Origin of the sequence: Streptomyces sp. NPDC048337 (genome assembly GCF_043201175.1) — a bacterium.
Taxonomy (GTDB): Bacteria; Actinomycetota; Actinomycetes; order Streptomycetales; family Streptomycetaceae; genus Streptomyces.
Map to the genome: position 1 here is coordinate 56,204 of NZ_JBICYR010000007.1, position 22,726 is coordinate 78,929.

At 69.7% G+C, this 22,726-nt stretch carries 18 protein-coding genes, 1 tRNA gene and 1 pseudogene; 9 read left to right on the forward strand and 11 right to left on the reverse strand.

The features are described 5' to 3' along the window. Window positions 1-2: 2 nt before the first annotated feature. Together ACGFYU_RS13960 and ACGFYU_RS13965 are read right to left on the reverse strand one after the other, a co-directional pair. Entirely contained in the window at window positions 3-1,679 is a 1,677-nt protein-coding gene (locus ACGFYU_RS13960; protein WP_393827768.1) for a sensor histidine kinase, read from the reverse strand. 199 nt (window positions 1,680-1,878) lie between these two features. Then, a tRNA-Leu gene (locus ACGFYU_RS13965) sits at window positions 1,879-1,961 on the reverse strand. Between the two features lie 294 nt (window positions 1,962-2,255). Here ACGFYU_RS13965 and ACGFYU_RS13970 point away from each other — a divergent pair. The 6 genes from ACGFYU_RS13970 (at window position 2,256) to pknB (ending at window position 10,342) form a co-directional block, all read left to right on the forward strand. Next, entirely contained in the window at window positions 2,256-3,065 is an 810-nt protein-coding gene (locus tag ACGFYU_RS13970; protein WP_393827534.1) for an FhaA domain-containing protein, read from the forward strand. A 10-nt stretch (window positions 3,066-3,075) separates the two neighbouring features. Further along, entirely contained in the window at window positions 3,076-3,576 is a 501-nt protein-coding gene (locus tag ACGFYU_RS13975; RefSeq protein ID WP_393827535.1) for an FHA domain-containing protein, read from the forward strand. A 144-nt stretch (window positions 3,577-3,720) separates the two neighbouring features. After that, window positions 3,721-5,178, forward strand: coding sequence for a PP2C family protein-serine/threonine phosphatase (locus ACGFYU_RS13980; RefSeq protein WP_393827536.1), 1,458 nt, complete (start codon window positions 3,721-3,723; stop codon window positions 5,176-5,178). Between the two features lie 31 nt (window positions 5,179-5,209). Continuing rightward, a complete protein-coding gene (locus tag ACGFYU_RS13985) occupies window positions 5,210-6,646 on the forward strand; it encodes an FtsW/RodA/SpoVE family cell cycle protein (RefSeq protein ID WP_393827537.1) in 1,437 nt (478 codons plus the stop codon). Then, on the forward strand, window positions 6,643-8,106 hold the full coding sequence (locus ACGFYU_RS13990) for a peptidoglycan D,D-transpeptidase FtsI family protein (RefSeq protein ID WP_393827538.1): 1,464 nt from the start codon (window positions 6,643-6,645) through the stop codon (window positions 8,104-8,106). Before ACGFYU_RS13985 ends, ACGFYU_RS13990 begins: the two co-directional genes overlap by 4 nt. A gap of 199 nt (window positions 8,107-8,305) precedes the next feature. Continuing rightward, complete coding sequence (gene pknB, locus ACGFYU_RS13995) at window positions 8,306-10,342, forward strand: Stk1 family PASTA domain-containing Ser/Thr kinase (RefSeq protein WP_393827539.1); 2,037 nt, start codon at window positions 8,306-8,308, stop codon at window positions 10,340-10,342. An 89-nt stretch (window positions 10,343-10,431) separates the two neighbouring features. On the opposite strand, the gene ACGFYU_RS14000 is transcribed toward pknB, so the two are convergent. The 6 genes and pseudogenes from ACGFYU_RS14000 to ACGFYU_RS14025 all read right to left on the reverse strand — a co-directional run bounded on the left by ACGFYU_RS14000 (window position 10,432) and on the right by ACGFYU_RS14025 (window position 14,412). Then, window positions 10,432-11,166: a class E sortase gene (locus ACGFYU_RS14000; RefSeq protein WP_393827540.1), complete on the reverse strand. Its 735-nt coding sequence runs from the start codon at window positions 11,164-11,166 to the stop codon at window positions 10,432-10,434. Window positions 11,167-11,192: 26 nt separating this feature from the next. Further along, window positions 11,193-11,867: pseudogene (locus ACGFYU_RS14005) on the reverse strand (class E sortase); the annotation flags it as partial. A gap of 149 nt (window positions 11,868-12,016) precedes the next feature. Beyond that, window positions 12,017-12,655: an aminodeoxychorismate/anthranilate synthase component II gene (locus tag ACGFYU_RS14010; protein WP_393827541.1), complete on the reverse strand. Its 639-nt coding sequence runs from the start codon at window positions 12,653-12,655 to the stop codon at window positions 12,017-12,019. Beyond that, window positions 12,652-12,828, reverse strand: coding sequence for a hypothetical protein (locus tag ACGFYU_RS14015; RefSeq protein ID WP_030011120.1), 177 nt, complete (start codon window positions 12,826-12,828; stop codon window positions 12,652-12,654). The genes ACGFYU_RS14010 and ACGFYU_RS14015 overlap by 4 nt, the downstream gene beginning before the upstream one ends. 89 nt (window positions 12,829-12,917) lie before the next feature. After that, window positions 12,918-13,667 (reverse strand): class E sortase, encoded by a 750-nt coding sequence (locus ACGFYU_RS14020; RefSeq protein WP_393827542.1) that lies wholly within the window; start codon window positions 13,665-13,667, stop codon window positions 12,918-12,920. After that, window positions 13,630-14,412 (reverse strand): DUF881 domain-containing protein, encoded by a 783-nt coding sequence (locus ACGFYU_RS14025; protein ID WP_393827543.1) that lies wholly within the window; start codon window positions 14,410-14,412, stop codon window positions 13,630-13,632. The genes ACGFYU_RS14020 and ACGFYU_RS14025 overlap by 38 nt, the downstream gene beginning before the upstream one ends. 92 nt (window positions 14,413-14,504) lie before the next feature. Here ACGFYU_RS14025 and crgA point away from each other — a divergent pair, with 92 nt between their 5' ends. Then, on the forward strand, window positions 14,505-14,759 hold the full coding sequence (gene crgA / locus ACGFYU_RS14030; protein ID WP_030031168.1) for a cell division protein CrgA: 255 nt from the start codon (window positions 14,505-14,507) through the stop codon (window positions 14,757-14,759). 115 nt (window positions 14,760-14,874) lie between these two features. On the opposite strand, the gene ACGFYU_RS14035 is transcribed toward crgA, so the two are convergent. Both ACGFYU_RS14035 and ACGFYU_RS14040 read right to left on the reverse strand, forming a co-directional pair. Further along, window positions 14,875-15,750 carry a rhomboid family intramembrane serine protease gene (locus ACGFYU_RS14035; RefSeq protein WP_393827544.1) on the reverse strand — a complete coding sequence of 292 codons (876 nt, stop codon included), beginning with the start codon at window positions 15,748-15,750 and terminating at the stop codon, window positions 14,875-14,877. 115 nt (window positions 15,751-15,865) lie between these two features. Beyond that, complete coding sequence (locus ACGFYU_RS14040) at window positions 15,866-16,393, reverse strand: peptidylprolyl isomerase (RefSeq protein WP_393827769.1); 528 nt, start codon at window positions 16,391-16,393, stop codon at window positions 15,866-15,868. A 175-nt stretch (window positions 16,394-16,568) separates the two neighbouring features. On the opposite strand from ACGFYU_RS14040, the gene ACGFYU_RS14045 reads away from it, so the two are divergent. Next, window positions 16,569-17,261 carry a DUF5324 family protein gene (locus ACGFYU_RS14045; protein WP_393827545.1) on the forward strand — a complete coding sequence of 231 codons (693 nt, stop codon included), beginning with the start codon at window positions 16,569-16,571 and terminating at the stop codon, window positions 17,259-17,261. Window positions 17,262-17,339: 78 nt separating this feature from the next. On the opposite strand, the gene ACGFYU_RS14050 is transcribed toward ACGFYU_RS14045, so the two are convergent. Continuing rightward, window positions 17,340-17,852, reverse strand: a complete 513-nt coding sequence (locus ACGFYU_RS14050) for a LysM peptidoglycan-binding domain-containing protein (RefSeq protein ID WP_393827546.1) — start codon at window positions 17,850-17,852, stop codon at window positions 17,340-17,342. Between the two features lie 770 nt (window positions 17,853-18,622). Between ACGFYU_RS14050 and ACGFYU_RS14055 the strand changes: the two genes are divergently transcribed. After that, entirely contained in the window at window positions 18,623-22,642 is a 4,020-nt protein-coding gene (locus tag ACGFYU_RS14055) for an amino acid adenylation domain-containing protein (protein ID WP_393827547.1), read from the forward strand. The last annotated feature ends 84 nt before the right edge of the window (window positions 22,643-22,726 follow it).

The window sequence follows — 22,726 nt, forward strand, 5'->3', positions numbered from 1 at the left end:
TCCTACTGCTTGACCTCGTACGCCTGCTTGTCCACGAGCTTGCCGTCCTTGAAGCAGAACCGGAAAACCGTATCCGTGCTCAGATCCGGCGAGTCCTCCGAGGACAGCAGCGCCAGGCACGTGGTGCCCGCCGGCCGCTCGGGGCCCTTGTGCTCCATCCCCGCCGTGAGGATGCTGTCCCCGTCCGGCAGCCGGTCGCGCACCGCCGCCTCGGACTCGCCCACCTCCACGGCGTCGAACTGGGCCCGGTCGATCATCGCGTTGCCCACCGAGCCCACCACCAGCGCCACCCCCGCGCCGATCACGATCACCAGGAGCACGACCGCCGCGAAGGCGATCCCGCAGCCCAGCGCGACCCCGCCGGTGCGGCTGCGCACCCGTACGGCCAGCTCCCGGTCCACCGCCGCCCAGTCCATGGGCGGCCCGCCGACGAGCGCCGGTGCCCGGTGGTGCGCCTGCTGCCCGAAGTCGTCGGCCACGTCCTCCACCACCCCGGCGGGCTCCGCCCCGTACGGGAGCACCCCGGCCACCCGGAAGCCGCCGCCCTCCGTCGCGCCCGCGTGGACCATCCCGCCGACCAGCCGGGCGCGCTCGCGCAGCCCCGTCAGCCCCTGCCCGCCCGACACCACCTCGCCCGAGGCCGGACCGGCCGCCGGCCCGTTGGCGATCTCCACCACGAGCGAGTCGTCCTCGTACCGCAGCTCCACCGTGATCGGCGCACCCGGAGCATGCTTGTAGGCGTTGGTCAGCGCCTCCTGCACGATCCTGTACGCCGCGTGGTCGCAGGCCGCGACCAGCGGCCTCGGCTGCCCCGCGGTGGTCATCCGTACGTCGGTCCCCGAGCCCCGCGCCGCCTCCACGACCCCCGCGATCCCGGCCACCCCGCGCGCCGCGGGCTGTGCCTCCTCCACCGGGGCCGTCGCCTCCACGCCGTCGCGCAGGATGCCGACGACCTCGCGCAGTTCGTGCATCGCGGCCACCGAGGCCTGCCGCAGCACGCCCACCCCCTCGCGCTGGCGGTCCGTGAGCTCCGGGTCCACCTCCAGCGCACCGGTGTGCACGGCGATCAGCGCCAGCTGGTGTCCCAGGCTGTCGTGCATGTCCTGGGCGATCCGCTGCCGCTCGCGCAGCCTCGCCTGCCCGGCGACCATGGCCCGCTCGCGCAGCAGCTGCCCGTTGCGCTCCTGGAGGGCGCGCAGCAGCGTACGGCGCTGGGACCAGTACCGGCTGGCCAGACCCGGCATCAGGGTCACGGCCAGGAACATGAGCGTGGAGAACACGACGACCAGCAGGGTCCGCTGGAGCGACCACTGGTCGACCACGCTGAAGCCGACCGACGCGACGAAGGCCAGCGTGAAGGCGCCCAGCGCCCGGCCCACCCCCACGATCCGGCGCCCCGCCGACCAGCCCAGCAGCCCCGTGACGAGGAACACCCCGGGCATCACCGCCCCCGCGGCCGAGCCGAGCACCAGCGTGGCCGCCGGCAACCGCCGCCGCAGCAGCGTCAGCGCGAACACCACCACGGCGCCCAGCACCATGCGCCGCCCGGACCCGTTGCTGAGCTCCTCCACGCCCAGCCCGAGCACGGCCAGGATCCCGGCGACCGCCAGATCCCCCGCGAGCATCCGCCGGGTCCAGGGCTCCGGGCCCCTCAGCCAGTCCCAGCCGTTCCGCGCCATCGCCTTCGCATCCACCCGACCGACCCTAGACACCCGACCCCGCCCGCGACGGCCCTCTTTCGTCGCGCGTGCCACGACGAAAGTCGGACGGCCGGCCGCCGGCCACGTGTCCTGGATCACCCATCCCGCAAAGGAAGATGACCCCGGAAAACACGAATCGGCCGCCACCGCTTGCGCGGTGACGACCGATTCGTCGATGTGGGCGAGGGGGGATTTGAACCCCCACGTCCCGAAGGACACTGGCACCTGAAGCCAGCGCGTCTGCCGTTCCGCCACTCGCCCGAGCAGCGTCCCAGTGGTTCTTCCCTTTCGGGCCGTTCCCCTGGCGACGTCGAAACATTAGCACGTCGTACGGGGTGGATTCACATCCCTTTCCCGTCACCCCCGCACCCCTGCGAGCACCGGCCCCTCCCGTCTTGCCCTCCCGGTGCGGGACACTGTCCCTGGAGCGCCCCTACGATCCCTTGTGAGGACCAACACTCGTCCACGCAGGACCGATGGGGAACCACCCGAATCCGCCACGCGTGGATACGATCAGTAAGCAGTACAGGGCGACAACGACGGAGGAGGTGCCCCATGGGAGTTCTGAAGCGGTTCGAGCAGCGACTCGAAGGTCTGGTGAACGGCACCTTCGCCAAGGTGTTCAAGTCCGAGGTCCAGCCGGTGGAGATCGCCGGAGCCCTCCAGCGGGAGTGCGACAACAACGCCACCATCTGGAACCGCGAGCGGACCGTCGTCCCCAACGACTTCATCGTCGAGCTCAGCGCCGGCGACTACGACCGCCTGAGCCCCTACTCCGGGCAGCTCGGCGACGAGCTCGCGGGCCTCGTCCGCGACTACGCCAAGCAGCAGCGCTACAGCTTCATGGGCCCCATCAAGGTCCACCTGGAGAAGGCCGACGACCTCGACACCGGGCTCTACCGGGTCCGCAGCCGCACCCTCGCCTCCAGCACCTCCCAGCCTCAGCCGGGACCGGGTCAGGCACCCCAGCACCAGCAGGGCGGATACGGGTACCCCCCGGTCGCCGCCCCGCCCATGCCCGCCGGCCCGCCCCCGGGCGCACCCGGCGGACGCCGGCCCGCACCCGCGGCGGCCTCGGGCGCCCAGCGGCGCCACTGGATCGAGATCAACGGCACCCGCCACCAGATCTCGCGCCCCACGCTCGTACTCGGCCGAAGCACCGAAGCCGACGTGCGGATCGACGACCCCGGCGTATCCCGCCGGCACTGTGAGATCCGGACCGGAACGCCCTCGACGATCCAGGATCTCGGGTCCACCAACGGCATCGTGGTGGACGGGCAGCACACCACCCGCGCTACGCTCCGCGACGGCTCGCGGATCGTCGTGGGCAGCACCACCATCATTTACCGGCAAGCCGAAGGGTGAAGCGGGGGCAATGTCAGAGCTGACCCTGACGGTCATGCGGTTGGGTTTCCTGGCCGTTCTGTGGCTGTTCGTCATCGTGGCCGTCCAGGTCATCCGCAGCGACCTCTTCGGCACGAGAGTGACCCAGCGCGGCTCCCGCCGCGGCGGCGCCACCAGTGCCCCGCAGCAGGCCGGCCGCCAGGCCGCGGCCCCGCCGCAGCAGCGCCAGCGCCGCGGTGCGCCCACCAAGCTCGTCGTCTCCGAGGGCACCCTCACGGGGACCACGGTGGCCCTCGCCGGCCAGACGATCACGCTCGGCCGCGCCCACGACTCCACGATCGTGCTGGACGACGACTACGCGTCCAGCCGCCATGCCAGGATCTACCCCGACCGGGACGGCCAGTGGATCGTCGAGGATCTCGGGTCCACCAACGGCACGTATCTCGACCGGACCCGGCTGACCACCCCGACGCCCATTCCGCCGGGCGCCCCGATCCGCATCGGCAAGACCGTCATCGAGCTGCGGAAGTAGTACGAGAATGAGCGAGCGGAGCGAGCGCGCGGCGGCGATCCGTCCCACCGAGGACACGGACCCGAGCGCGCTCCCGACCGGAGGGTGGGCAGTGTGGCTCGAGACCGGTTGTACCCGGAGGAAGCGTCGACTGGGCAGGTGCGCATGAGTCTGTCCCTGCGGTTCGCCGCCGATTCGCACAAGGGCATGATCCGTGAGGGGAACGAGGATTCCGGCTACGCCGGCCCTCGCCTCCTCGCGATCGCCGACGGCATGGGAGGCCAGGCCGCCGGCGAGGTCGCGAGCTCCGAGGTGATCTCCACCCTGGTGCAGCTCGACGACGACGTCCCCGGCTCCGACATCCTCACCTCCCTCGCCACGGCCGTGCAGCGCGCCAACGACCAGCTGCGCGTCATGGTCGAGGAGGACCCCCAGCTCGAGGGCATGGGCACCACCCTGACCGCGCTGCTGTGGACCGGTCAGCGCCTCGGTCTCGTCCACGTCGGCGACTCCCGCGCCTACCTGCTGCGCGACGGCGTCCTCACCCAGATCACCCAGGACCACACCTGGGTGCAGCGCCTCGTCGACGAGGGCCGCATCACCGAAGAGGAAGCCACCACCCACCCGCAGCGCTCCCTGCTGATGAGAGCGCTCGGCAGCGGCGACATCGTCGAGCCCGACCTCTCCATCCGCGAGGTCCGCGCCGGCGACCGCTACCTCATCTGCTCCGACGGGCTCTCCGGCGTGGTCTCCCACCAGACCCTGGAGGAGACCCTCGCCGACTACCACGGCCCCCGCGAGACCGTGCAGTCGCTCATCCAGCTCGCCCTGCGCGGCGGCGGACCCGACAACATCACCTGCATCGTCGCCGACGTCCTCGACACCGACAGCGGGGACACCCTCGCCGCCCAGATCAACGACACCCCGGTCGCCGTGGGTGCGGTCGCCGAGAACCAGCACCAGCTCTTCGACGGCGGCAACGCCATGCAGACCCCGGCCGGCCGCGCCTCCGGCCTCGGCCGCCAGGCCCCCCCGCCCGCCGGCGCCTTCGGCCCCCCCGGCAGCGGCGAGCCCGCCGGCTACGGCTACGGGGATCCGGGCCAGGGCGGCGGCTACGGCAGCTTCGGCGAGGCCGACGGCTACGACAAGGACTCCGGGTACGAGGACACGTACGACCACCCCCGCAGGCGCCGCGGCAAAGGGCGCAGGTGGATCACCCGTACGCTGATCCTGCTCATCGTCGCCGGCATCATCGGCGGCGGCCTCTACGCCGGCTGGCGCTGGACCCAGACCCAGTACTACGTCGGCGTCAAGGGCGAGCACATCGCGCTCTTCCGCGGCATCAGCCAGAAGCTCGGCCCGCTGGAGCTCTCCAAGGTGGAGACCGACCGCCCCGACATCGAACTGAAGTACCTGCCGCCCTTCAAGAAGAAGCTGGTCGAGGCCACCATCAGCGAAAGCAGCCTCGACGGAGCCCGCCAGAAGATCGACGAGCTCGGCGTCCAGGTCTCCGCCTGCAAGAAGGACGAAGAGCGCCGCAACGCCGAGGCGCAGAACCAGACACCCGCCTCCACTCTGACTGCCGCGGAGCAGCAAGTGGTCGGCCTTTGCGGCAAGCAGTAGACACACGCGGGCGCAGGGGGCCTGCCACACCATGAGCGTTGTCACCAACACGACCACCATCGGCGCCATCGAGGCGCCGAGCCGGCGGAACACCGAGCTCCTGTTGCTCGCCTTCGCCGTGGTCATCCCGATCTTCGCCTACGCCAACGTGGGCCTGTCGATCCACGGCGAGCTGCCCCCGGGCATGTTCCTCTACGGGCTCGGCTTCGCCGTGCTCGCGGGCATCGCCCACCTCGTCGTACGCCGCTACGCCAAGTACGCCGACCCGCTGCTGCTGCCGATCGCCACCCTGCTCAACGGGCTCGGCGTCGTCCTGATCTGGCGCCTCGACCAGTCCGAGCGGCTGCAGAACCTCGCCAAGCGCTCCTACGGCGCCTTCTCCGAGTCCACACCCCGCCAGATGATGTACACGGCGCTGGCTATCGCCCTGTTCTCCGGCGTCCTGCTGATCCTCAAGGACCACCGGGTGCTCCAGCGGTTCACCTACATCTCGATGGTCGCGGCCCTGGTGCTGCTCCTTCTGCCGCTCGTCCCCGGCCTCGGCGCGGACGTCTTCGGCGCCAAGATCTGGATTCGCATCGCCGGCTTCTCCATCCAGCCCGGCGAGTTCGCGAAGATCGTCCTCGCGGTGTTCTTCGCCGGCTACCTGATGGTCAAGCGCGACGCCCTGGCCCTGGCCTCCCGCCGGTTCATGGGCCTCTACCTGCCGCGCGGCCGTGACCTCGGCCCCATCCTGGTGATCTGGGCGATGAGCCTGCTCATCCTGATCTTTGAGAACGACCTCGGCACCTCGCTGCTCTTCTTCGGCATGTTCGTGATCATGCTGTACGTCGCCACCGAGCGGACCAGCTGGATCGTGATCGGTCTGCTGATGTCGGTCGGCGGCGCCGTGGTGGTCGCCTCCTTCTCCAGCCACGTCGGCGCCCGCGTGAGCGCCTGGCTGGACCCCTTCGGCTGCTGGGGGCGCCGCGGTGCCGACGCCGGCGCCTGCGAGCAGATCGCCCAGTCGATCATGAGCTTCGGCTCCGGCGGAGTCCTCGGCACAGGATGGGGCCAGGGCAACTCCGACCTCATCGGCTTCGCCGCCAACTCCGACTTCATCTTCGCCACCGTCGGCGAGGAGCTCGGCCTGACCGGCGTCATGGCCTTCCTCCTGCTCTACGGGCTCATCATCGAGCGGGGCGTCCGCACCGCCCTCGCCGCCCGCGACCCCTTCGGCAAGCTCTTCGCCATCGGCCTCTCCGGCGCCTTCGCGCTCCAGATCTTCGTCGTCGCCGGCGGAGTCATGGGCCTCATCCCCCTCACCGGCATGACGATGCCCTTCCTCGCGTCCGGCGGCTCCTCCGTCCTCGCGAACTGGATCCTCATCGCCGTCCTCATCCGGATCAGCGACACCGCACGCCGACCTGCCCCGGCCCCCGCCCCGTCCCCCGACTCCGAGATGACCCAGGTGGTCCGCCCGTCATGAACAAGCCCCTGCGCCGCATCTCGCTGTTCTGCGGGCTGCTCGTCCTCGCCCTGCTGATCCGGACCAACTGGCTGCAGTACGTCCAGGCCGAGGAGCTCAGCACGCGCAAGGAGAACCGCCGGGTCCAGATCGCCCAGTACGCCACCGAACGCGGCAACATCATCGTCGCGGGCGAGCCGATCACCGGCTCCGCGGTCACCGACGGCAGCGACTACAAGTTCAAGCGGACCTACACGGCGGGCGAGCTGTGGGCCCCCGTCACCGGGTACGCCTCGCAGGCGTTCGGCTCCACGCAGCTGGAATCCCTCGAAGACGGCATCCTCACCGGCAACGACGACCGGCTGTTCTTCGACCGCACCATCGGGATGTTCACCGGGGAGAAGAAGCAGGGTGGCAACGTCGTCACCACGCTCAACCCGGCGGCCCAGAAGGCCGCTTACGACAAGCTCAACGGCAAGAAGGGCGCGGTCGCCGCGATCGACCCGCGCACCGGGGCCATCCTCGCGCTCGTCTCCACCCCCTCGTACGACCCCTCGCGCTTCGCCGGCAACTCCAAGGCGGACGAGAAGGCCTGGGTCGAGCTGAAGGACAGCGAGGACAAGAACCTGGTCAACCGCGCCCTGCGCGAGACCTACCCGCCGGGCTCCACCTTCAAGGTGGTCACCGCGGCCGCGGCCCTGGAGAACGGCGTCGTCAAGGAGATCAACGACCCGACGGACACGCCGGAGCCGTACATCCTCCCGGGCACCAAGACCCCGATGGTCAACCACGCCTCGGGCTGCGAGAAGGCCAGCCTCAACGAGGCCCTGCGCGTCTCCTGCAACTCCGTCTTCGCCAACCTCGGCGACAAGGTGGGGCGCGACAACATGGTGAAGACGGCTGAGAAGTTCGGCTTCAACAACGACAAGATCGACATCCCGGTCCGCGCCTTCGCCAGCGTCTACGACAAGAAGATGGGCAAGGACGGCAACGCCCAGAGCTCGATCGGTCAGTTCAACACCGCCGCCACCCCGCTCCAGATGGCGATGGTCACCGCGGCCATCGCCAACGACGGCAAGCTGATGAAGCCGTACATGGTCGACCAGCTGACCGCGCCCAACCTCGACGTCATCGAGAAGCACTCTCCGGAGGAGATGAGCCGGCCGCTGTCCGCGGCCAACGCCCAGAAGGTCCAGGAGATGATGGTCAACGTCGTCGAGAACGGCACCGGCGCCAACGCCAAGATCAAGGGTGTCAAGGTCGGCGGCAAGACCGGCACCGCCCAGCACGGCGAGGGCAACAAGAAGCGCCCGTACGCCTGGTTCATCTCCTACGCCGAGAACCCGGACGGCAGCTCGCCCGTCGCCGTCGCCGTCGTGATCGAGGACAGCTCCGCGGACCGCGAGGACATCAGCGGCGGTGGCCTCGCCGCCCCCGTCGCCCAGGCGGTCATGCAGGCCGTACTGAAGGGCGAGAAGTGACGTGAGTCGCGGATGACGGACCGGAGCGAAGTGATCCACGTCACTGATCCCGGCCGGATCCGAGCGTACGGTACCGGTCCAGTATCAGCCTGTGGCCACGAACCGATCACGGACGATCGGCCGGTAGCCTTTGCGCGAACAGCACACCGCCGGACCACACACAGGTGCGGTCGGGACTGACGGAGAGGGCTGCAACGTTATGGAAGAGCCGCGTCGCCTCGGCGGCCGGTACGAGCTGAGCCACGTGCTCGGCCGCGGTGGCATGGCCGAGGTCTACCTCGCCCACGACACCCGGCTCGGCCGTACCGTCGCCGTCAAGACCCTGCGCGCCGATCTCGCCCGCGACCCGTCCTTCCAGGCCCGGTTCCGGCGCGAGGCCCAGTCGGCCGCGTCGCTGAACCACCCGGCGATCGTCGCCGTCTACGACACCGGCGAGGACTACGTCGACAACATCTCCATCCCGTACATCGTGATGGAGTACGTCGACGGGTCCACCCTGCGCGAGCTGCTGCACTCCGGCCGCAAGCTGCTGCCCGAGCGCACGCTGGAGATGTGCATCGGCATCCTCCAGGCCCTGGAGTACTCGCACCGGGCCGGCATCGTGCACCGCGACATCAAGCCCGCCAACGTGATGCTGACCCGCACCGGCCAGGTCAAGGTCATGGACTTCGGCATCGCCCGGGCCATGGGCGACTCCGGCATGACCATGACGCAGACGGCCGCCGTCATCGGCACCGCACAGTACCTCTCCCCCGAGCAGGCCAAGGGCGAGCAGGTCGACGCGCGCTCCGACCTCTACTCCGCGGGCTGCCTGCTCTACGAGCTGCTCAGCGTACGGCCCCCGTTCGTCGGCGACTCCCCCGTGGCTGTCGCCTACCAGCACGTACGGGAAGAGCCCCAGCCTCCGTCGAACTTCGACCCCGAGATCACGCCCGAGATGGACGCGATCGTGTTGAAGGCGCTGGTCAAGGACCCCGACTACCGCTACCAGTCCGCCGACGAGATGCGCGCGGACATCGAGGCGTGCCTCGACGGCCAGCCCGTCGCCGCCACCGCCGCCATGGGCGCGGCCGGCTACGGCTACCCCGACCAGGGCCACGGCTACGGACACCAGGGCTACGACCAGCCCACCACCGCCCTGCGCACCACCGACCCCGGCGGCCAGACCTCGATGATGCCGCCCATGCCCCCGGGCGAGGGCGGCTACGGGTACGGCGACCAGGGCCAGGGCGGCTACGACCAGGGCCACGGCCGCCGCCAGCAGAAGAAGAGCAAGGCGTCCACGATCCTGCTCGTCGCGGCGGGCGTCCTCGTCCTCGTCGGCGCCATCCTCATCGGCCGCTCCCTCTTCAACGGGCAGGCCGACAACCGGCCCGCCGTGCCGAAGTTCATCGGCGCGACCCTGGAGGAGGCGCAGAAGAGCGCCGACAACGTGGGCCTCAAGGTGGCGAAGGAGGCCGACGCCGCCTGCGAGGAGCAGCCCAAGGGCAAGATCTGCAAGCAGGACCCGGCCGCCGATACCAAGGTCGACAAGGGCACCACGGTCAAGGTGACCGTCTCCTCCGGCGCGCCCGCCGTGTCCGTCCCCGACGTGCTGGGCAGCCAGTTCGACCAGGCGGAGAAGACCCTCAAGGACAAGGGCTTCCAGGTCGAGCGCAAGCTCGTGGAGTCCGACCGGACCCCCGGCGTCGTCTTCGAACAGGACCCGAAGGGCGGCGCGGAGGCCAAGAAGGGCGACGTCATCACCCTGTCGGTGGCCAAGGAGCAGTCCAAGGCGGTCGTCCCGGAGCTCAAGGGCAAGACGAAGGACGAGGCGGAGAAGGCCCTCAAGGCCGTCAACCTCAAGCTGGGCAGCGTGACGGAGACCGAGTCCCCGGGCGCCGCGCCGAAGACGGTGATCGCCCAGCAGTTCCAGCCGGGCGAGCAGCTGGAGGTCGGCAAGGCGGTCGGCATCACCATCGCCAAGGCCTCCCAGCAGACGCAGGTCCCGAACCTGGCCAACAAGACGGTGGCCCAGGCGAAGCTGGAACTGGCCGCCAAAGGCCTGACCTTCGGCCGGGTCATCTCCGGCCCGACGGACGACAACGCGATCGTGATGCTCTCCGACCCGATCGCCGGTAGCCCCGCCAACACGGGCCAGGCCGTCAACGTGTACACGCAGGCCGGCGGCCAGCAGGACGGCGGCACCAACGGTGGCGGCTTCTTCGGAGGCCTGACGGGCGGCAACCGCCGCTAGCGGCCACCGGACCGACCTCCTGAGCCTCCCTGGGCCCTTCGCGGCGCCCAGGGAGGCTCAGCCGTCTCCAGGGGCCGGTGGACGCGTGCCTAGCGCAGTTCCGCCGGAGGGGTCCGCTGCGCGTCGACCTTCTCGGTGCGGACCAGCTCGCCCCAGACGATGTAGCGGTACTTCGAGGTGTACACCGGCGTGCAGGTCGTCAGGGTGATGTAGCGGCCCGGGGCGGTCCTGCCCGACTCCTTCGGGACCGGGTTGATCACGTCCGTGTTGTACTTCGACGTCTGGCGCAGCTCCGCGAAGACCTTGTAGACGTACCAGGTGTCCTTGGTCTCGAAGACGATCGCGTCGCCGTTCTTCACCTTGTCGATGTTGTGGAACTTCGCCCCGTGGCCGTCCCGGTGCGCGGCGAGCGAGAAGTTCCCCTTCTCGTCCCACGGCAGGGCCGACTTCACCGGCTCCGTGTAGTAGCCCGCGACGCCGTCGTCGAGGACGTCCGGGTCCGTGCCCGGCTTGACCAGCACCTCGCCGTTCTTCATCGCCGGTACGTGCAGGAACCCGATGCCGTCCTGGGTGTCCAGCGCGCCGGGGGCCGCCGACCGGTCCGGGGCCTGCGCCTGCCACTGCCGGCGGACCTCGTCGCCGCGCGCGGAGGCCTGCTTGTCCGCGAGCACGTTCGTCCACCACAGGGAGTACGCCACGAACAGGCCCAGCACCAGGCCGACCGTGATCAGGAGCTCGCCCAGCAGGCTCAGGAACCCGGCGAGCACGCTGCGGTGCGGGGGCGGCGCGGCTGCGGCAGGGCGGCGACGGTGGGCGCGAGACACTGCTGATTCGTCCTTAGAGGGGCTGGCTACGAGCTGGTCAGCGCGGGCGGAGGGCCGTGGCTGCGGGGGCGTTCGTCGATCATCCTGCCCCATACGATCATCCGGTAGGTGCTGGTGAACTCCGGCGTGCAGGTCGTCAGCGTGATGTACCGGCCCGGGGCGGTGAACCCCGATCCCTCCGGCACCGGCTTGATCACGGAGACGTTCGTCGGCGGCGTCTGCGGCAGCGACGAGGTCGTCTCGTACGTGTAGTACGCGTCCCGGGTCTCGACCACCACCGGATCCCCCGGCACCAGCCGGTTGATGTAGCGGAACGGCTCCCCGTGGGTGTTGCGGTGGCCCGCCAGCGCGAAGTTCCCCTGCGGGTCCGCGGGCATGGCCGTCTTCAGCGCGCCCTCGCCGTAGTGCCCGACCATCCCCTTGTCGAGCACCTTCGGCTTGCTGATGCCCTCCGCCACCGGGACCTTCACGTCCAGCTTCGGGATGTGGAGGATCGCGAAGCCCTGGCCGGGCTCGAAGGCGGTCACCGGCGGCGCGGCGGTCCCGCGGGGGCCGGGGTCCTTGCGCCAGGTCTGCTGGAGCGAGCCCGCGGCCCCGTTCGCCGTCCGCTCGGCCAGCAGGTTCGTGTACCAGAGCTGGTAGGCGACGAACAGCAGCATCACCAGGCCCAGTGTGATGAACAGCTCCCCGCCCAGCCGGCTCGCGATGACCACCGGGCCGCCCGAGGCCGGCCGCTTGCGCCGCCGGCCGCCCCGCCTTCGGGACTGCCGGGCGGCCCGCTTCGCGGCCTCCTGAGCTGCCCTGCGTCGCGCGGCCCGGCCCTCCGTGGGCGCGGACGGCGCGACCGCCGTCACGCGACGGCCTTGCCCACCACCGGGGCCAGCCCCACCGAGCGCTCCACGGCACCCGCGTCACCGCACCGCACCAGCCAGTTGGCGAGCATCCGGTGCCCCCACTCGGTCAGCACCGACTCGGGGTGGAACTGCACGCCCTCGACGTCGTGCTCCCGGTGGCGCAGGCCCATGATGATCCCGTCCTCGGTGCGCGCCGTGACCTCCAGCGTGTCCGGCAGGGTCAGGGGCTCGGCGGCGAGCGAGTGGTAGCGGGTCGCGGTGAACGGCGACGGCAGGCCGGCGAAGACTCCGAGGCCCTCGTGCACCACCGGCGAGGTCTTGCCGTGCAGCAGCTCCGGAGCCCGGTCCACGACCCCGCCGTAGGCCACCGCCATCGACTGCATGCCGAGGCAGACGCCGAAGACCGGAACACCCGTGTCCGCACAGTGGCGGACCATGTCGACGCAGACACCGGCCTCCTCCGGCGTCCCCGGCCCCGGGGAGAGCAGCACGCCGTCGAAGCCGTCCTGCGCGTGGGAGAGCTCGACCTCGTCGTTGCGCAGCACCTCGCATTCGGCGCCGAGCTGGTAGAGGTACTGGACCAGGTTGAAGACAAAGCTGTCGTAGTTGTCGACAACCAGAATGCGCGCGCTCACGGAGTGGCTCCCGATCCCTCGTCCACTGTCACATCGTTGAACGGCAGGAGCGGCTCGGCCCACGGGAAGACGTACTGGAACAGCACGAACACCACCGCGAGGACCAGTACGAGCGAGATCAGCGCGCGCACCCACGCATTGCCCGGCAGATGCCGCCAGATCCAGCCGTACATGGCTTCTGTTTCCTTTTCGTCCTCATTCGTTCAACGCACCGCGGGGGCGGTACGCGAACAGACTAAAGGCAGTGGCCCGACCGGGTGGGTCACCTCGGCAATCCCTCCGGTCTGCCCTGCCCCACGGCGCGGGTCTCCGTCAGCTCCGCCCAGACGACCAGCCGGTGGCTGTGGCCCCATTCCGGGTCGCAGGTCGTCAGCGTCAGGTACCGGCCGGGCGTCGTGAACGGCGACCTCGCCGGGACCGGGTCGACCACCCGGACGTCGGTGGGCAGGGTGCGCAGCGGCCCGCCGCGGACCGTGTACGTGTACCAGGTGGTCGCGTCCTTGAGGATCACGGCGTCCCCCGGGCGCAGCTCCGGGAAGTCCTTGAAGGGGTCTCCGTACGTACGGCGGTGGCCCGCCACCGAGAAGTTCCCGGTGGCGCCGAGTCGGGCGGTGCCCGCGTAGTGGCCCAGGCCCTTCTTCAGCAGCTCGGGGTCCGTGCCCTCCAGGACGGGCTTGTTCCACTCCGGGCCGAAGCGCGGGATGTACATCTCGGCGAAGGCCTGGCCGGCCGGGTAGGGGGGCGGGGTCTCCCGGTCCTGCGGTGCCTTCGGGGCCTGGGGCGCTTCGGGGGCGGCCGCCGGGGCCGCCGGGGCGGCCACCCAGGTGTCGCGCATCCGGGCCATCTCGGCGTCCATGGCCCGGTCGGCCTTGACGCCGGTCCACAGCAGTACGTACGCGACGAAGAGCACGATCAGGGTGCCCGCCGTCAGGCACACCTCGCTGAACGTCCGTACGACCAGGCGCAGTACGACGTCACGACGAGGAGGACGGGGATTCCACCGGCTTCGCATAGTGGAGGTCCACTGTGCCGGAGTAGCCGGGAAGTGTCAGCGTCTTGTGCTCGTCCACTTTCCAGCCGAGCCCGTACGCGTTGACGTACAGCTGGTAGTTCTGCAGGGCCGGGGAAGCCGCCATGGCCTTGCGCAGCGCGCCCGGGTCGCCGACCGCCGAGACCTTGTACGGCGGCGAGTAGACCCGGCCCTGGAGGATCAGGGTGTTGCCCACGCAGCGCACCGCGCTGGTGGAGATGAGCCGCTGGTCCATGACCTGGATGCCCTGGGCGCCGCCCTGCCAGAGGGCGTTCACGACGGCCTGGAGGTCCTGCTGGTGGATCACCAGGTCGTTGGGCTGGGGCTCGGGCACGTTGGGGATGCGGGCGGTGGCGTTGGGCGGTGCGTCATTGAGGGTGACGGTCAGGCCCTTGCCGGTCAGCTCCTCGGTGCCGGACGCCGCGCGCAGGGCGGCCAGCTTGGCGTCCTCCGCCTTGGTGCTGCCGTCGTCACGCTCGGCGAGGGCGTCCACCCGATGGCGGACCGCGGCGGTGCTCGCCTCCAGCTCCGCGTTGTTCTGGCTGCGCTCCTCGATGAGGTCCGACAGCTTGAGGAGCGAGGCGTCGGTCCGGATGTTCGTACCCTTGGAGGTGTTGAAACTGGTGACGAAGAGCAGCCCGGCGAGGGCGAAAACGGCGGCGGTCAACAGCCGGACCGGCCTGGCCCGGCGACGGGGACCCGCGGAGGAGTCGTCGGAATCGCTCAACGTACCCTTCTCCTTCAACGCCACAGGTCCACTACGCTAACGGACGCCCGGGGCAGGCAAGGTCCCCAGCCGCATCGACAGGAGAGCCCCTCGTGCCGAAGTCACGTATCCGCAAGAAGGACGACTACACGCCGCCGCCGACCCGGCAGCCCCAGAACATCAGGCTGACGAACCGCAGCTGGGTCGCCCCGGTCATGCTGGCGTTCTTCCTGATCGGGCTCGCGTGGATCGTCGTCTTCTACGTGACCGAGACCCAGCTGCCGATCGAGGCGCTGGGCAATTGGAACATTGTGGTCGGTTTCGGCTTCATTGCGGCGGGATTCGGCGTATCCACGCAGTGGAAGTAGCACCGATCGCCCTCTGACGGAAGCTCTCCCCATGAGTTATCCACAGCGTCATCCACACCTGAGGAAAAGACAGAAGATCTGTGGATAACTCTGTGGAGAGTTGACGCCGGTGTGATCAGGTGAGTTCTGCGGTCCGGAGCAGGATCACGGCTGTCACCAGCAGGAATACCGCCACACAGGTACTCCATTGGATGAGTGCGCGATGGCGGCCTGAGGTGGGCCGGAAGAGCCCCAGCCCCACCAGGGCCCCGGTGACCAGGCCGCCCACGTGCGCCTGCCAGGAGACGTTCAGGCTGCCGCCGAACGGTACGAAGGTCAGCACCAGCATCAGCACGACCATGACGATCACCGGCCGCATCTCGTAGCGCAGCCGGCGCACCAGGACGACGGTGGCGCCGAGCAGGCCGAAGACGGCGCCCGACGCGCCGAGCGTCGGGGTGTTCGGCGGGGTCAGCAGATAGACGAGGGCGCTGGCGCCCAGCCCCGAGAGCAGGTAGACGGCGAGATAGCGGGCGCGGCCCAGCGCCGCTTCCAGCGGGCCGCCGATCACCCACAGGCCGATCATGTTGCCGATGATGTGCCACCACTCGACGTGCAGGAACACCGAGGTCAGCAGGCGGTGGTACTGACCGGTGGAGACTCCTTCGACGGGGGCGCCGAAGAATTCCACGTACCGCCCGAGCAGCTCCAGCTGGATCACGAGCGCCGGAGCGGCGAGGCCCGCCAGGAACACGGCGACGTTGATGCCGATCAGGGTCTTGGTGACCAGCTGGGGATCGGCGGCGACCATCCCGCCCGCGAGGGTGCGCGGGGCGTTCGCGCCCGGGCGGTGTCCGGTGCCGGAGCCCTCGCGGACGCATTCGGGGCACTGGAAGCCGACCGAGGCGCTGATCATGCACTCGGGGCAGATGGGGCGCTCGCAGCGGGTGCAGCGGATCCCCGTGTCACGGTCCGGGTGGCGGTAGCAGCCCGGCAGACGGTCGGTGTCCATCGGTTCCCTCGATCAGCGGCGAGGCAGGGGAGCGCCCCGCCGGTCCGGTATGCATGCAGGACGGACGGGCGGGGCGGAAAGGTTCCCGGGCGCGGTTCCGGGCGCCCGGGGCGCGTCAGCGCTTCTCGATGACGACCGACTCGATGATCACGTCGTCCAGCGGGCGCTCGGTGCGCGGGTTGGTTGCCAGGCCGGCGATGGAGTCCACGATCTTCTGGCTGCCCGGGTCGGTGACCTCGCCGAAGATGGTGTGCTTGCGGGTCAGCCAGGCGGTGGGCGCGACGGTGATGAAGAACTGCGAGCCGTTGGTGCCCGGGCCCGCGTTGGCCATGGCGAGCAGGTAGGGCTTGGTGAAGGCCAGGTCGGGGTGGAACTCGTCGGCGAACTGGTAGCCGGGGCCGCCGGTGCCGTTGCCCAGCGGGTCGCCGCCCTGGATCATGAAACCGCTGATGACGCGGTGGAAGACGGTGCCGTCGTAGAGCGGGTCCGTGGTCTTCTGGCCGTCGGTGGGGCGGGTCCACTCACGGTCACCCGTGGCGAGCTCCACGAAGTTCCGGACGGTCTTCGGGGCGAAGTTCGGCAGCAGCTCGATCTCGATGTCGCCTTTGTTGGTCTTCAGGGTGGCGTAGAGCTTCTCGGCCACGGATCTGCCTTCCATAGTCATCACTGTCGGTCCAGATAGTCGCACGGAGCGCTCCGCGGCACAGAAATCCTCCACCCGTATGCCCTGTCACGCATGCCGGTCGGCGGTATGGCAGGCATGATCCGACAAAGGGTGGAAAGGTGAACTGTGTCCGCCACCGAGAAGGAGGAATCCTGTGACCCGCAAGGACAGCGTGCTCGCGGCAGCGGAAAGCGCCAAGGAAGCCGTGCGGCACGCGTCGGAAGTGGTGGCACCGTACGCAGGGACCGCCAAGGACGCCATGGCGCACTACGCGCATGAGGCGAACCTGGTACTCGCGCCGAAGGTGTCGCACGCGGCCAACGAGGCCACGCGACAAGCCCGTACTGCCTACGACACCCATCTGCATCCCCGGATGAGGGCGGCGCGCGCCCACGTGCCGCCGAACGTGGACCGGGCGGCGAGCAACGCGGTGAAGCAGACCCGCCGGGCGGCGCGCCAGGCGGCCGACTACACGCAACCGCGCATCGAGAGCGCGATCGCGGCGGCCACACCGGTGGCCAACGAGGCCGCGTCGCGCTCGACGGCGGCGCTCGCCGCGCTGCGCGGGCAGGTGACGCCCAAGGAGATCCAGCGGCTGGTGCGGCGCCACGAGCGGCGGGCGCGCACGGGCCGGCTGTTCAAGGGCCTCGCCGTGGTCGGCGTACTGGCCGGTGGCGCGTTCGCCGCGTGGAAGTGGTGGGACCAGCAGTCGAACCCGGACTGGCTCGTCGAGCCGCCGGCGGCCACCGAGCTCTCGGCGCAGGACGCCGCGCCGGCGAGCTTCGACGACGAGCTGGCGGCGAAGGAGCGCGAGGCGGGATCGGCCGCGGACGACAAGCAGTTCTGATTCCCCGATGCCGGATGGCCGAAGGGCCCGGATCCCTCGGGATCCGGGCCCTTCGGCATGCTCCCCGCACTCCGGTGTTCAGGGGAGGGTGAGGACCATGCCCGGGCGGATGAGGTCGGGGTTGGAGCCGACGACGCCCTTGTTCATGGCGTAGAGCTCGCGCCAGCGGGCCTCGTTGCCGAGCTCGCGGCGCGCGATGGCGGACAGCGAGTCGCCGGGCTTGACCGTGTACGTACGCCGCTTGGCGGTGGGCGCCGGCTTGGGGGCGGCGGGTACGGCCTTGTGCGCGGCCGAGGTGGGGGTCGGGGTGTGGTGCGCGCCGGGCGCCGCGGAGGCGGCCGCACCCGGCTTCGGCATCGCCGCGGGGTTGGGCGGCGCCGGAACGGCCTTGTGGGCGGCCGAGGTCGGGGTCGGCGTCGCGGGCCTGGGCGGGGCGGCCGCCGCCATGCGCTCGGCTGCCATGCGGGTGGCCGAGGCGGCGTCGGCGGCCGGGCTCGCGGCGGACGCCTGCTGCTCGACCTGCTCCTTCGCCTTCGCGGCGGCGTCGTGCGCCTTCTTCTTGTCGGACTTCAGGAAGTCGAAGAGTCCCATGTGTGTACGCCTCCGGCGTGATGTGGCCCCCCTCGGCTCGGTGCCTGTCCCCACTGTCGGCCACCGGGGCACTGTCGGCCACCGGTGACCCGGCGGCCCGTGACGGGGCGCGGCGGTGGGTGCCGCCCCACCGGGGGGAGGGTAGATTTCAAGCCGCAAAGGAAAAAGAATCCGCCATAACGGTATGTGGAATTCCATTTCCATTCCAGTCGACACCCCACCCGCCGTAGGCCGACCGGCCGGAAAAATCCCGCACATACGGCTCACGAGGTACGTATTCTCCGCCGCGTCGATATCTCGCCAGAAAAGATCTTGATCTTGCAATGACCCCGGGGATATAGTCGCGCTCAAGGAGGGACTGCTAGGCCATTTCCGGACGCAACGGAACCGGCTGGATGAAGTGGGGGCGTGTAACCGCAGGATTGCCCGCAGGGGATGCCGACAGAGGCTCCCTGTCAAGCCACGGGGGCGGCATAAGGGCTGGTAGGGCAATTTTCGGGCATGTCGACTCCATATGCGCCGCGGCCGTTCATGTAAACGTCGCACGGAACCCACCGTTCCACATGAAAGCCTGAATATAGTCCTGTTGCCCCATTCGCCCATGCCTACCGCTCGGGGCTCACGGCACGACAACAGGTGGCCAATCACGCTCGCCGTCTTTGACGTCGGCTAGTTCCGTGCTGCCCTTTTATCGGCGATGCACTCGAAATGGATGAATTCGAGGAATGATGGCGAAATCGACGGTGTCCGATGGCTACAGCCTTTCGGACATGCTGCGCGCGACCACGCTGGTCCACCCCGACCGGACCGCCGTCTCCTATGGGACAGAACGACTGACCTTTCAGGAGCTCAGCGAGCGCAGCGAGAACATGGCCGCCTACCTGCGGCAACTCGGTGTGGCAGCGGATGAACCGGTCGGCATCTTCATGGAGCCGTCCGTCGACCTCATGGTGAGCGTCTGGGGCGTCCTGCACGCGGGCGCCGCCTACCTGCCGCTGTCGCCGGAGTACCCGGATGAACGCGTCCGCTACATGGTGGTGGACTCACAGGCGAAGGTCATTCTGGCCGACGAGTCGCTCGTGTCCCGGCTGGCCGCGCTGGCGCCGCCGGAAACCGAGATCGTCACCTTCGCCCGGGCGCGATCGCACCGGGGAGCCGCGCCGGACGCCCAGGCCGCCGCCGGCCCGTCGGCGCACGCGCACGGGGACAGCCTCGCGTACGTCATCTACACCTCTGGGAGCACGGGCAACCCCAAGGGCATCGGCATCGAGCACCACAGCATCGTCAGCCAGATGCGCTGGCTGGCCGACGAGCAGGGTCTGGACCAGCACAGGATCGTGCTGCAGAAGACACCCCTGAGCTTCGACGCGGCCCAGTGGGAGATCCTGGCGCCGGCCGTCGGCAGCACCGTCGTGATGGGCGAACCGGGGGCCTACCGCGACCCCAACCGGCTCCTGGACCTGATCACGACGAACCAGGTGACCACGTTCCAGGGCGTGCCGACCCTCCTGCAGGCGCTCGTCGACTCCGGACAGCTGCCCCACTGCAAGTCACTCACCCAGATCTTCAGTGGCGGTGAGGCGCTCACCAAGAGCCTGGCGATCGAGCTGCTCGACGCGCTGCCGGACTGCGACCTGGTCAACCTGTACGGGCCGAGCGAGTGCACGATCAACGCGTCGTCCCACACCGTCGACCGCAAGACCGTCCAGCACGGCCCGGAGCACATCTCCATCGGCCGACCGGTGCGGGACGTCACCTTCCACATCCTCGACGCCGCCCGGCAGCCCGTCGCGGAGGGTGAATCGGGTGAGCTCTATGTCGCGGGGCCCCAGCTCGCCCGCGGGTACCTGAACCGCCCCGAGCTGACCGCCGAACGGTTCCTCGCCAACCCGTTCTCCACAGATCCACGGTTCGACCGCCTCTACCGCACCGGTGACCTGGCGCGCTGGAACGACGACGGCACCGTGCAGTTCCTCGGCCGCACGGACAGCCAGGTCAAGTTGCGTGGCTTCCGGGTCGAGCTGGACGAGATCAAGGTGGCCATCGAGGCACAGGACTGGGTGAAGCGCGCCGCCGCCGTGGTCCGGGACGACCCGCGGTTCGGCGCCAATCTCATCGCGTTCATCGAGCTCGACCCGAACCAGGCCGCGCTGATGGACCAGGGCAACCACGGCGCCCACCACCAGTCGAAGCAGAGCAAACTGCAGCTCCGTGCGCAGCTCGCCGACCTGGGAGTGCGCGAGGACGCCGAGTTCCCGGCCGTCGAACTGCCCGGACATTCGCCGACGGAACAGCAGCGTCGCACGGTGTTCGCCCGCAAGACGTATCGCTTCTTCGAAGGCGGCGAGGTCACCAGGGACGACATCCTGGGCCTGCTCGCCCCCCAGGCGCAGAACCCGGCCACGCCCCGGTCCCCGGAGGGGCTGACGCTGTCCGAACTCGGCGGTCTGCTGCGCTATTTCGGCCAGTTCCCCAGCCCCGAACGCCTGCTGCCCAAGTACGGGTACGCCTCGCCCGGTTCGCTGTACGCCACGCAGCTGTACCTGGAGCTGTCGGGCGTCGCGGGCCTCGAACCCGGCTACTACTACTACCACCCGATCGGCCACCGGCTCTCACTGATCGCTCCCGCCCCGGCCGGTGCGCCGAGGTTGCGGGTCCACTTCATCGGGCGCCGGTCGGCCATCGAGCCCGTCTACCGCAACAACATCCAGGAAGTGCTCCAGTTCGAAGCCGGGCACATGGTCGGCCTGTTCGACATGGTGCTGCCCGAGTACGGCCTGCGGATCAACGCCCGCGAGCAGGAGCCGGCGGTCAAGGACGTCCTGGGGTGCCCGGACGAGGACTACTACCTGGCCACCTTCGAGGTGGAGACTTCCGCCGCCCCCGCCGTCCCCGGCCCGGTCGACGTGTACGTGCAGGCCCACCCCGGCCGGATCGCCGATCTGGACGGCGGCCAGTACCGGTACGCCGACGGCGATCTGGTGCGGGTGTCCGACGAACTGGTGCGCAAGCAGCACGTCATCGCCATCAACCAGGAGGTCTACCAGCGCGCGAGCTTCGGGGTCAGCCTGATCGGCGGTTCGTCCGAGCCCTGGCAGCGCTACGTCGACCTCGGCCGGGAGCTGCAGCGCCTCCAGATGAACGACGACGGTCTGGGCCTGATGTCCTCCGGCTACAGCTCGGAGACCGGCAACGACCTGCCTTCGGCCCGGCGCATCGCGGACATCGTCGATCTCGGCCCGGACGTGGCCTCCTACTTCGCCGTCGGCGGCCGCATCAGTGCGGAGCAGCGGCTGAGCGAAGGCATGAAGGAGGACTCCGTCCACATGCGGGGGCCGGCCGAGATCATCAAGGACGACCTGGCCGAATCCCTGCCCCCCTACATGGTGCCCAACCGGGTCACCGTGCTGGACTCCTTCCCGCTCACCCCCAACGGCAAGGTCGACCACCAGGCGCTGCGCGCCATGGACGAGGCCACCGTGGACGACACGGAAGCACCGATCGTCGCGCCGCGCACGCCCACCGAGGAAGCGATCGCCGCGATCTGGCGCAAGGTGCTGCGGCGCTCGCGCGTCTCGATCCGGGACGACTTCTTCGCAGCCGGGGGCCACTCGCTGACCGCGGTCAACCTGATCAGCCGGATCAACCGGGAGCTGGGCAGTTCCCTGCCCTTCCAGGTGCTGTTCGAGTCGCCGACCATCGCCGGGCTGGCCCGACGCGTCGACCGCGAGCCCGCGACCTCGCTGTCCAGGCTGGTACGCCTGCGCGGCGGCAAGGACGACCGCCGGCCGATCTTCTGCTGGCCGGGGCTGGGCGGCTACCCGATGAGCCTGCGCCTGCTGGCCAGCCGGGTGGAGCCGGACCACCCGTTCTTCGGTGTCCAGGCCTACGGCATCAACGCGGGCGAGACCGCGTACGCCACGTTCGACGAGATGGTCGCCCGGGACATCGAACTCATCAGACAGGTCCAGCCGGTCGGCCCGTACGTGCTGTGGGGGTACTCCTTCGGCGCCCGGGTCGCGTTCGAGGTGTCGTACCAACTGGAGTGCGCCGGCGAGCAGGTCGAGGACCTGATCCTCATCGCGCCGGGCAAGCCTCCGGTGGAAGCGGGCGGAGAGGGGAACTCCCGTGCGGCGGTCAGCTTCGCCGACACCACGTTCGTCTCGATCCTGTACTCGGTGTTCGCGGGAAACCTCGAGCGGTCGGCGCTCGAGGACTGCCTGGCGGCCGCGCATGACGAGGACTCGTTCATCGACTTCGTCTGCGGCCGGTTCGAGCACCTGGACCGCGAGCTGGTACGCCGGATCGTCGGCGTGGTGTGGCGGACGTTCCTCTTCGAGTACGCCCCCCACGAACTGGCCGAACGCAGCATCTCGGCGCCGATCACCGTGTTCAAGGCCACGGGGGACCAGGACTCGTTCATCGACTCCGGCCAGGTGCCTTCGAGCACGCCCCCCAAGGTCATCCAGCTGAGGGCCGACCACTACGGCCTGCTCCGCGCCGCCGGCATAGACGAACTCGTCACCGCCATCCAGTCCGCACTGCTCACCAGGAAGGTCATCGGAGTGCCGCACGTCAACATCAAACACTTCCCGAACAGCCTCGACACGCACCGGATCACGGCCCTGGTCGACGCGATCACCAGCGCTGTCCAGGCCGCGTTCTCCGTCGAGGAAGGTGCCGTGTCGATAGCCCTCGAACCGGTGGCCCAGGACGTCTGGAACGAGCGGGTGTACATCCCGGAGATCGTCGAAGGGACCGGAAACCTGGTCAAGGTCCCGAACTACTGAGTCCGGCCGCCGAACCCGACGGCGCCGCCGAGAGACCAGGCCATGAGATACGGAGGACCGCATGCGTAGGACGATCGCCCGGGC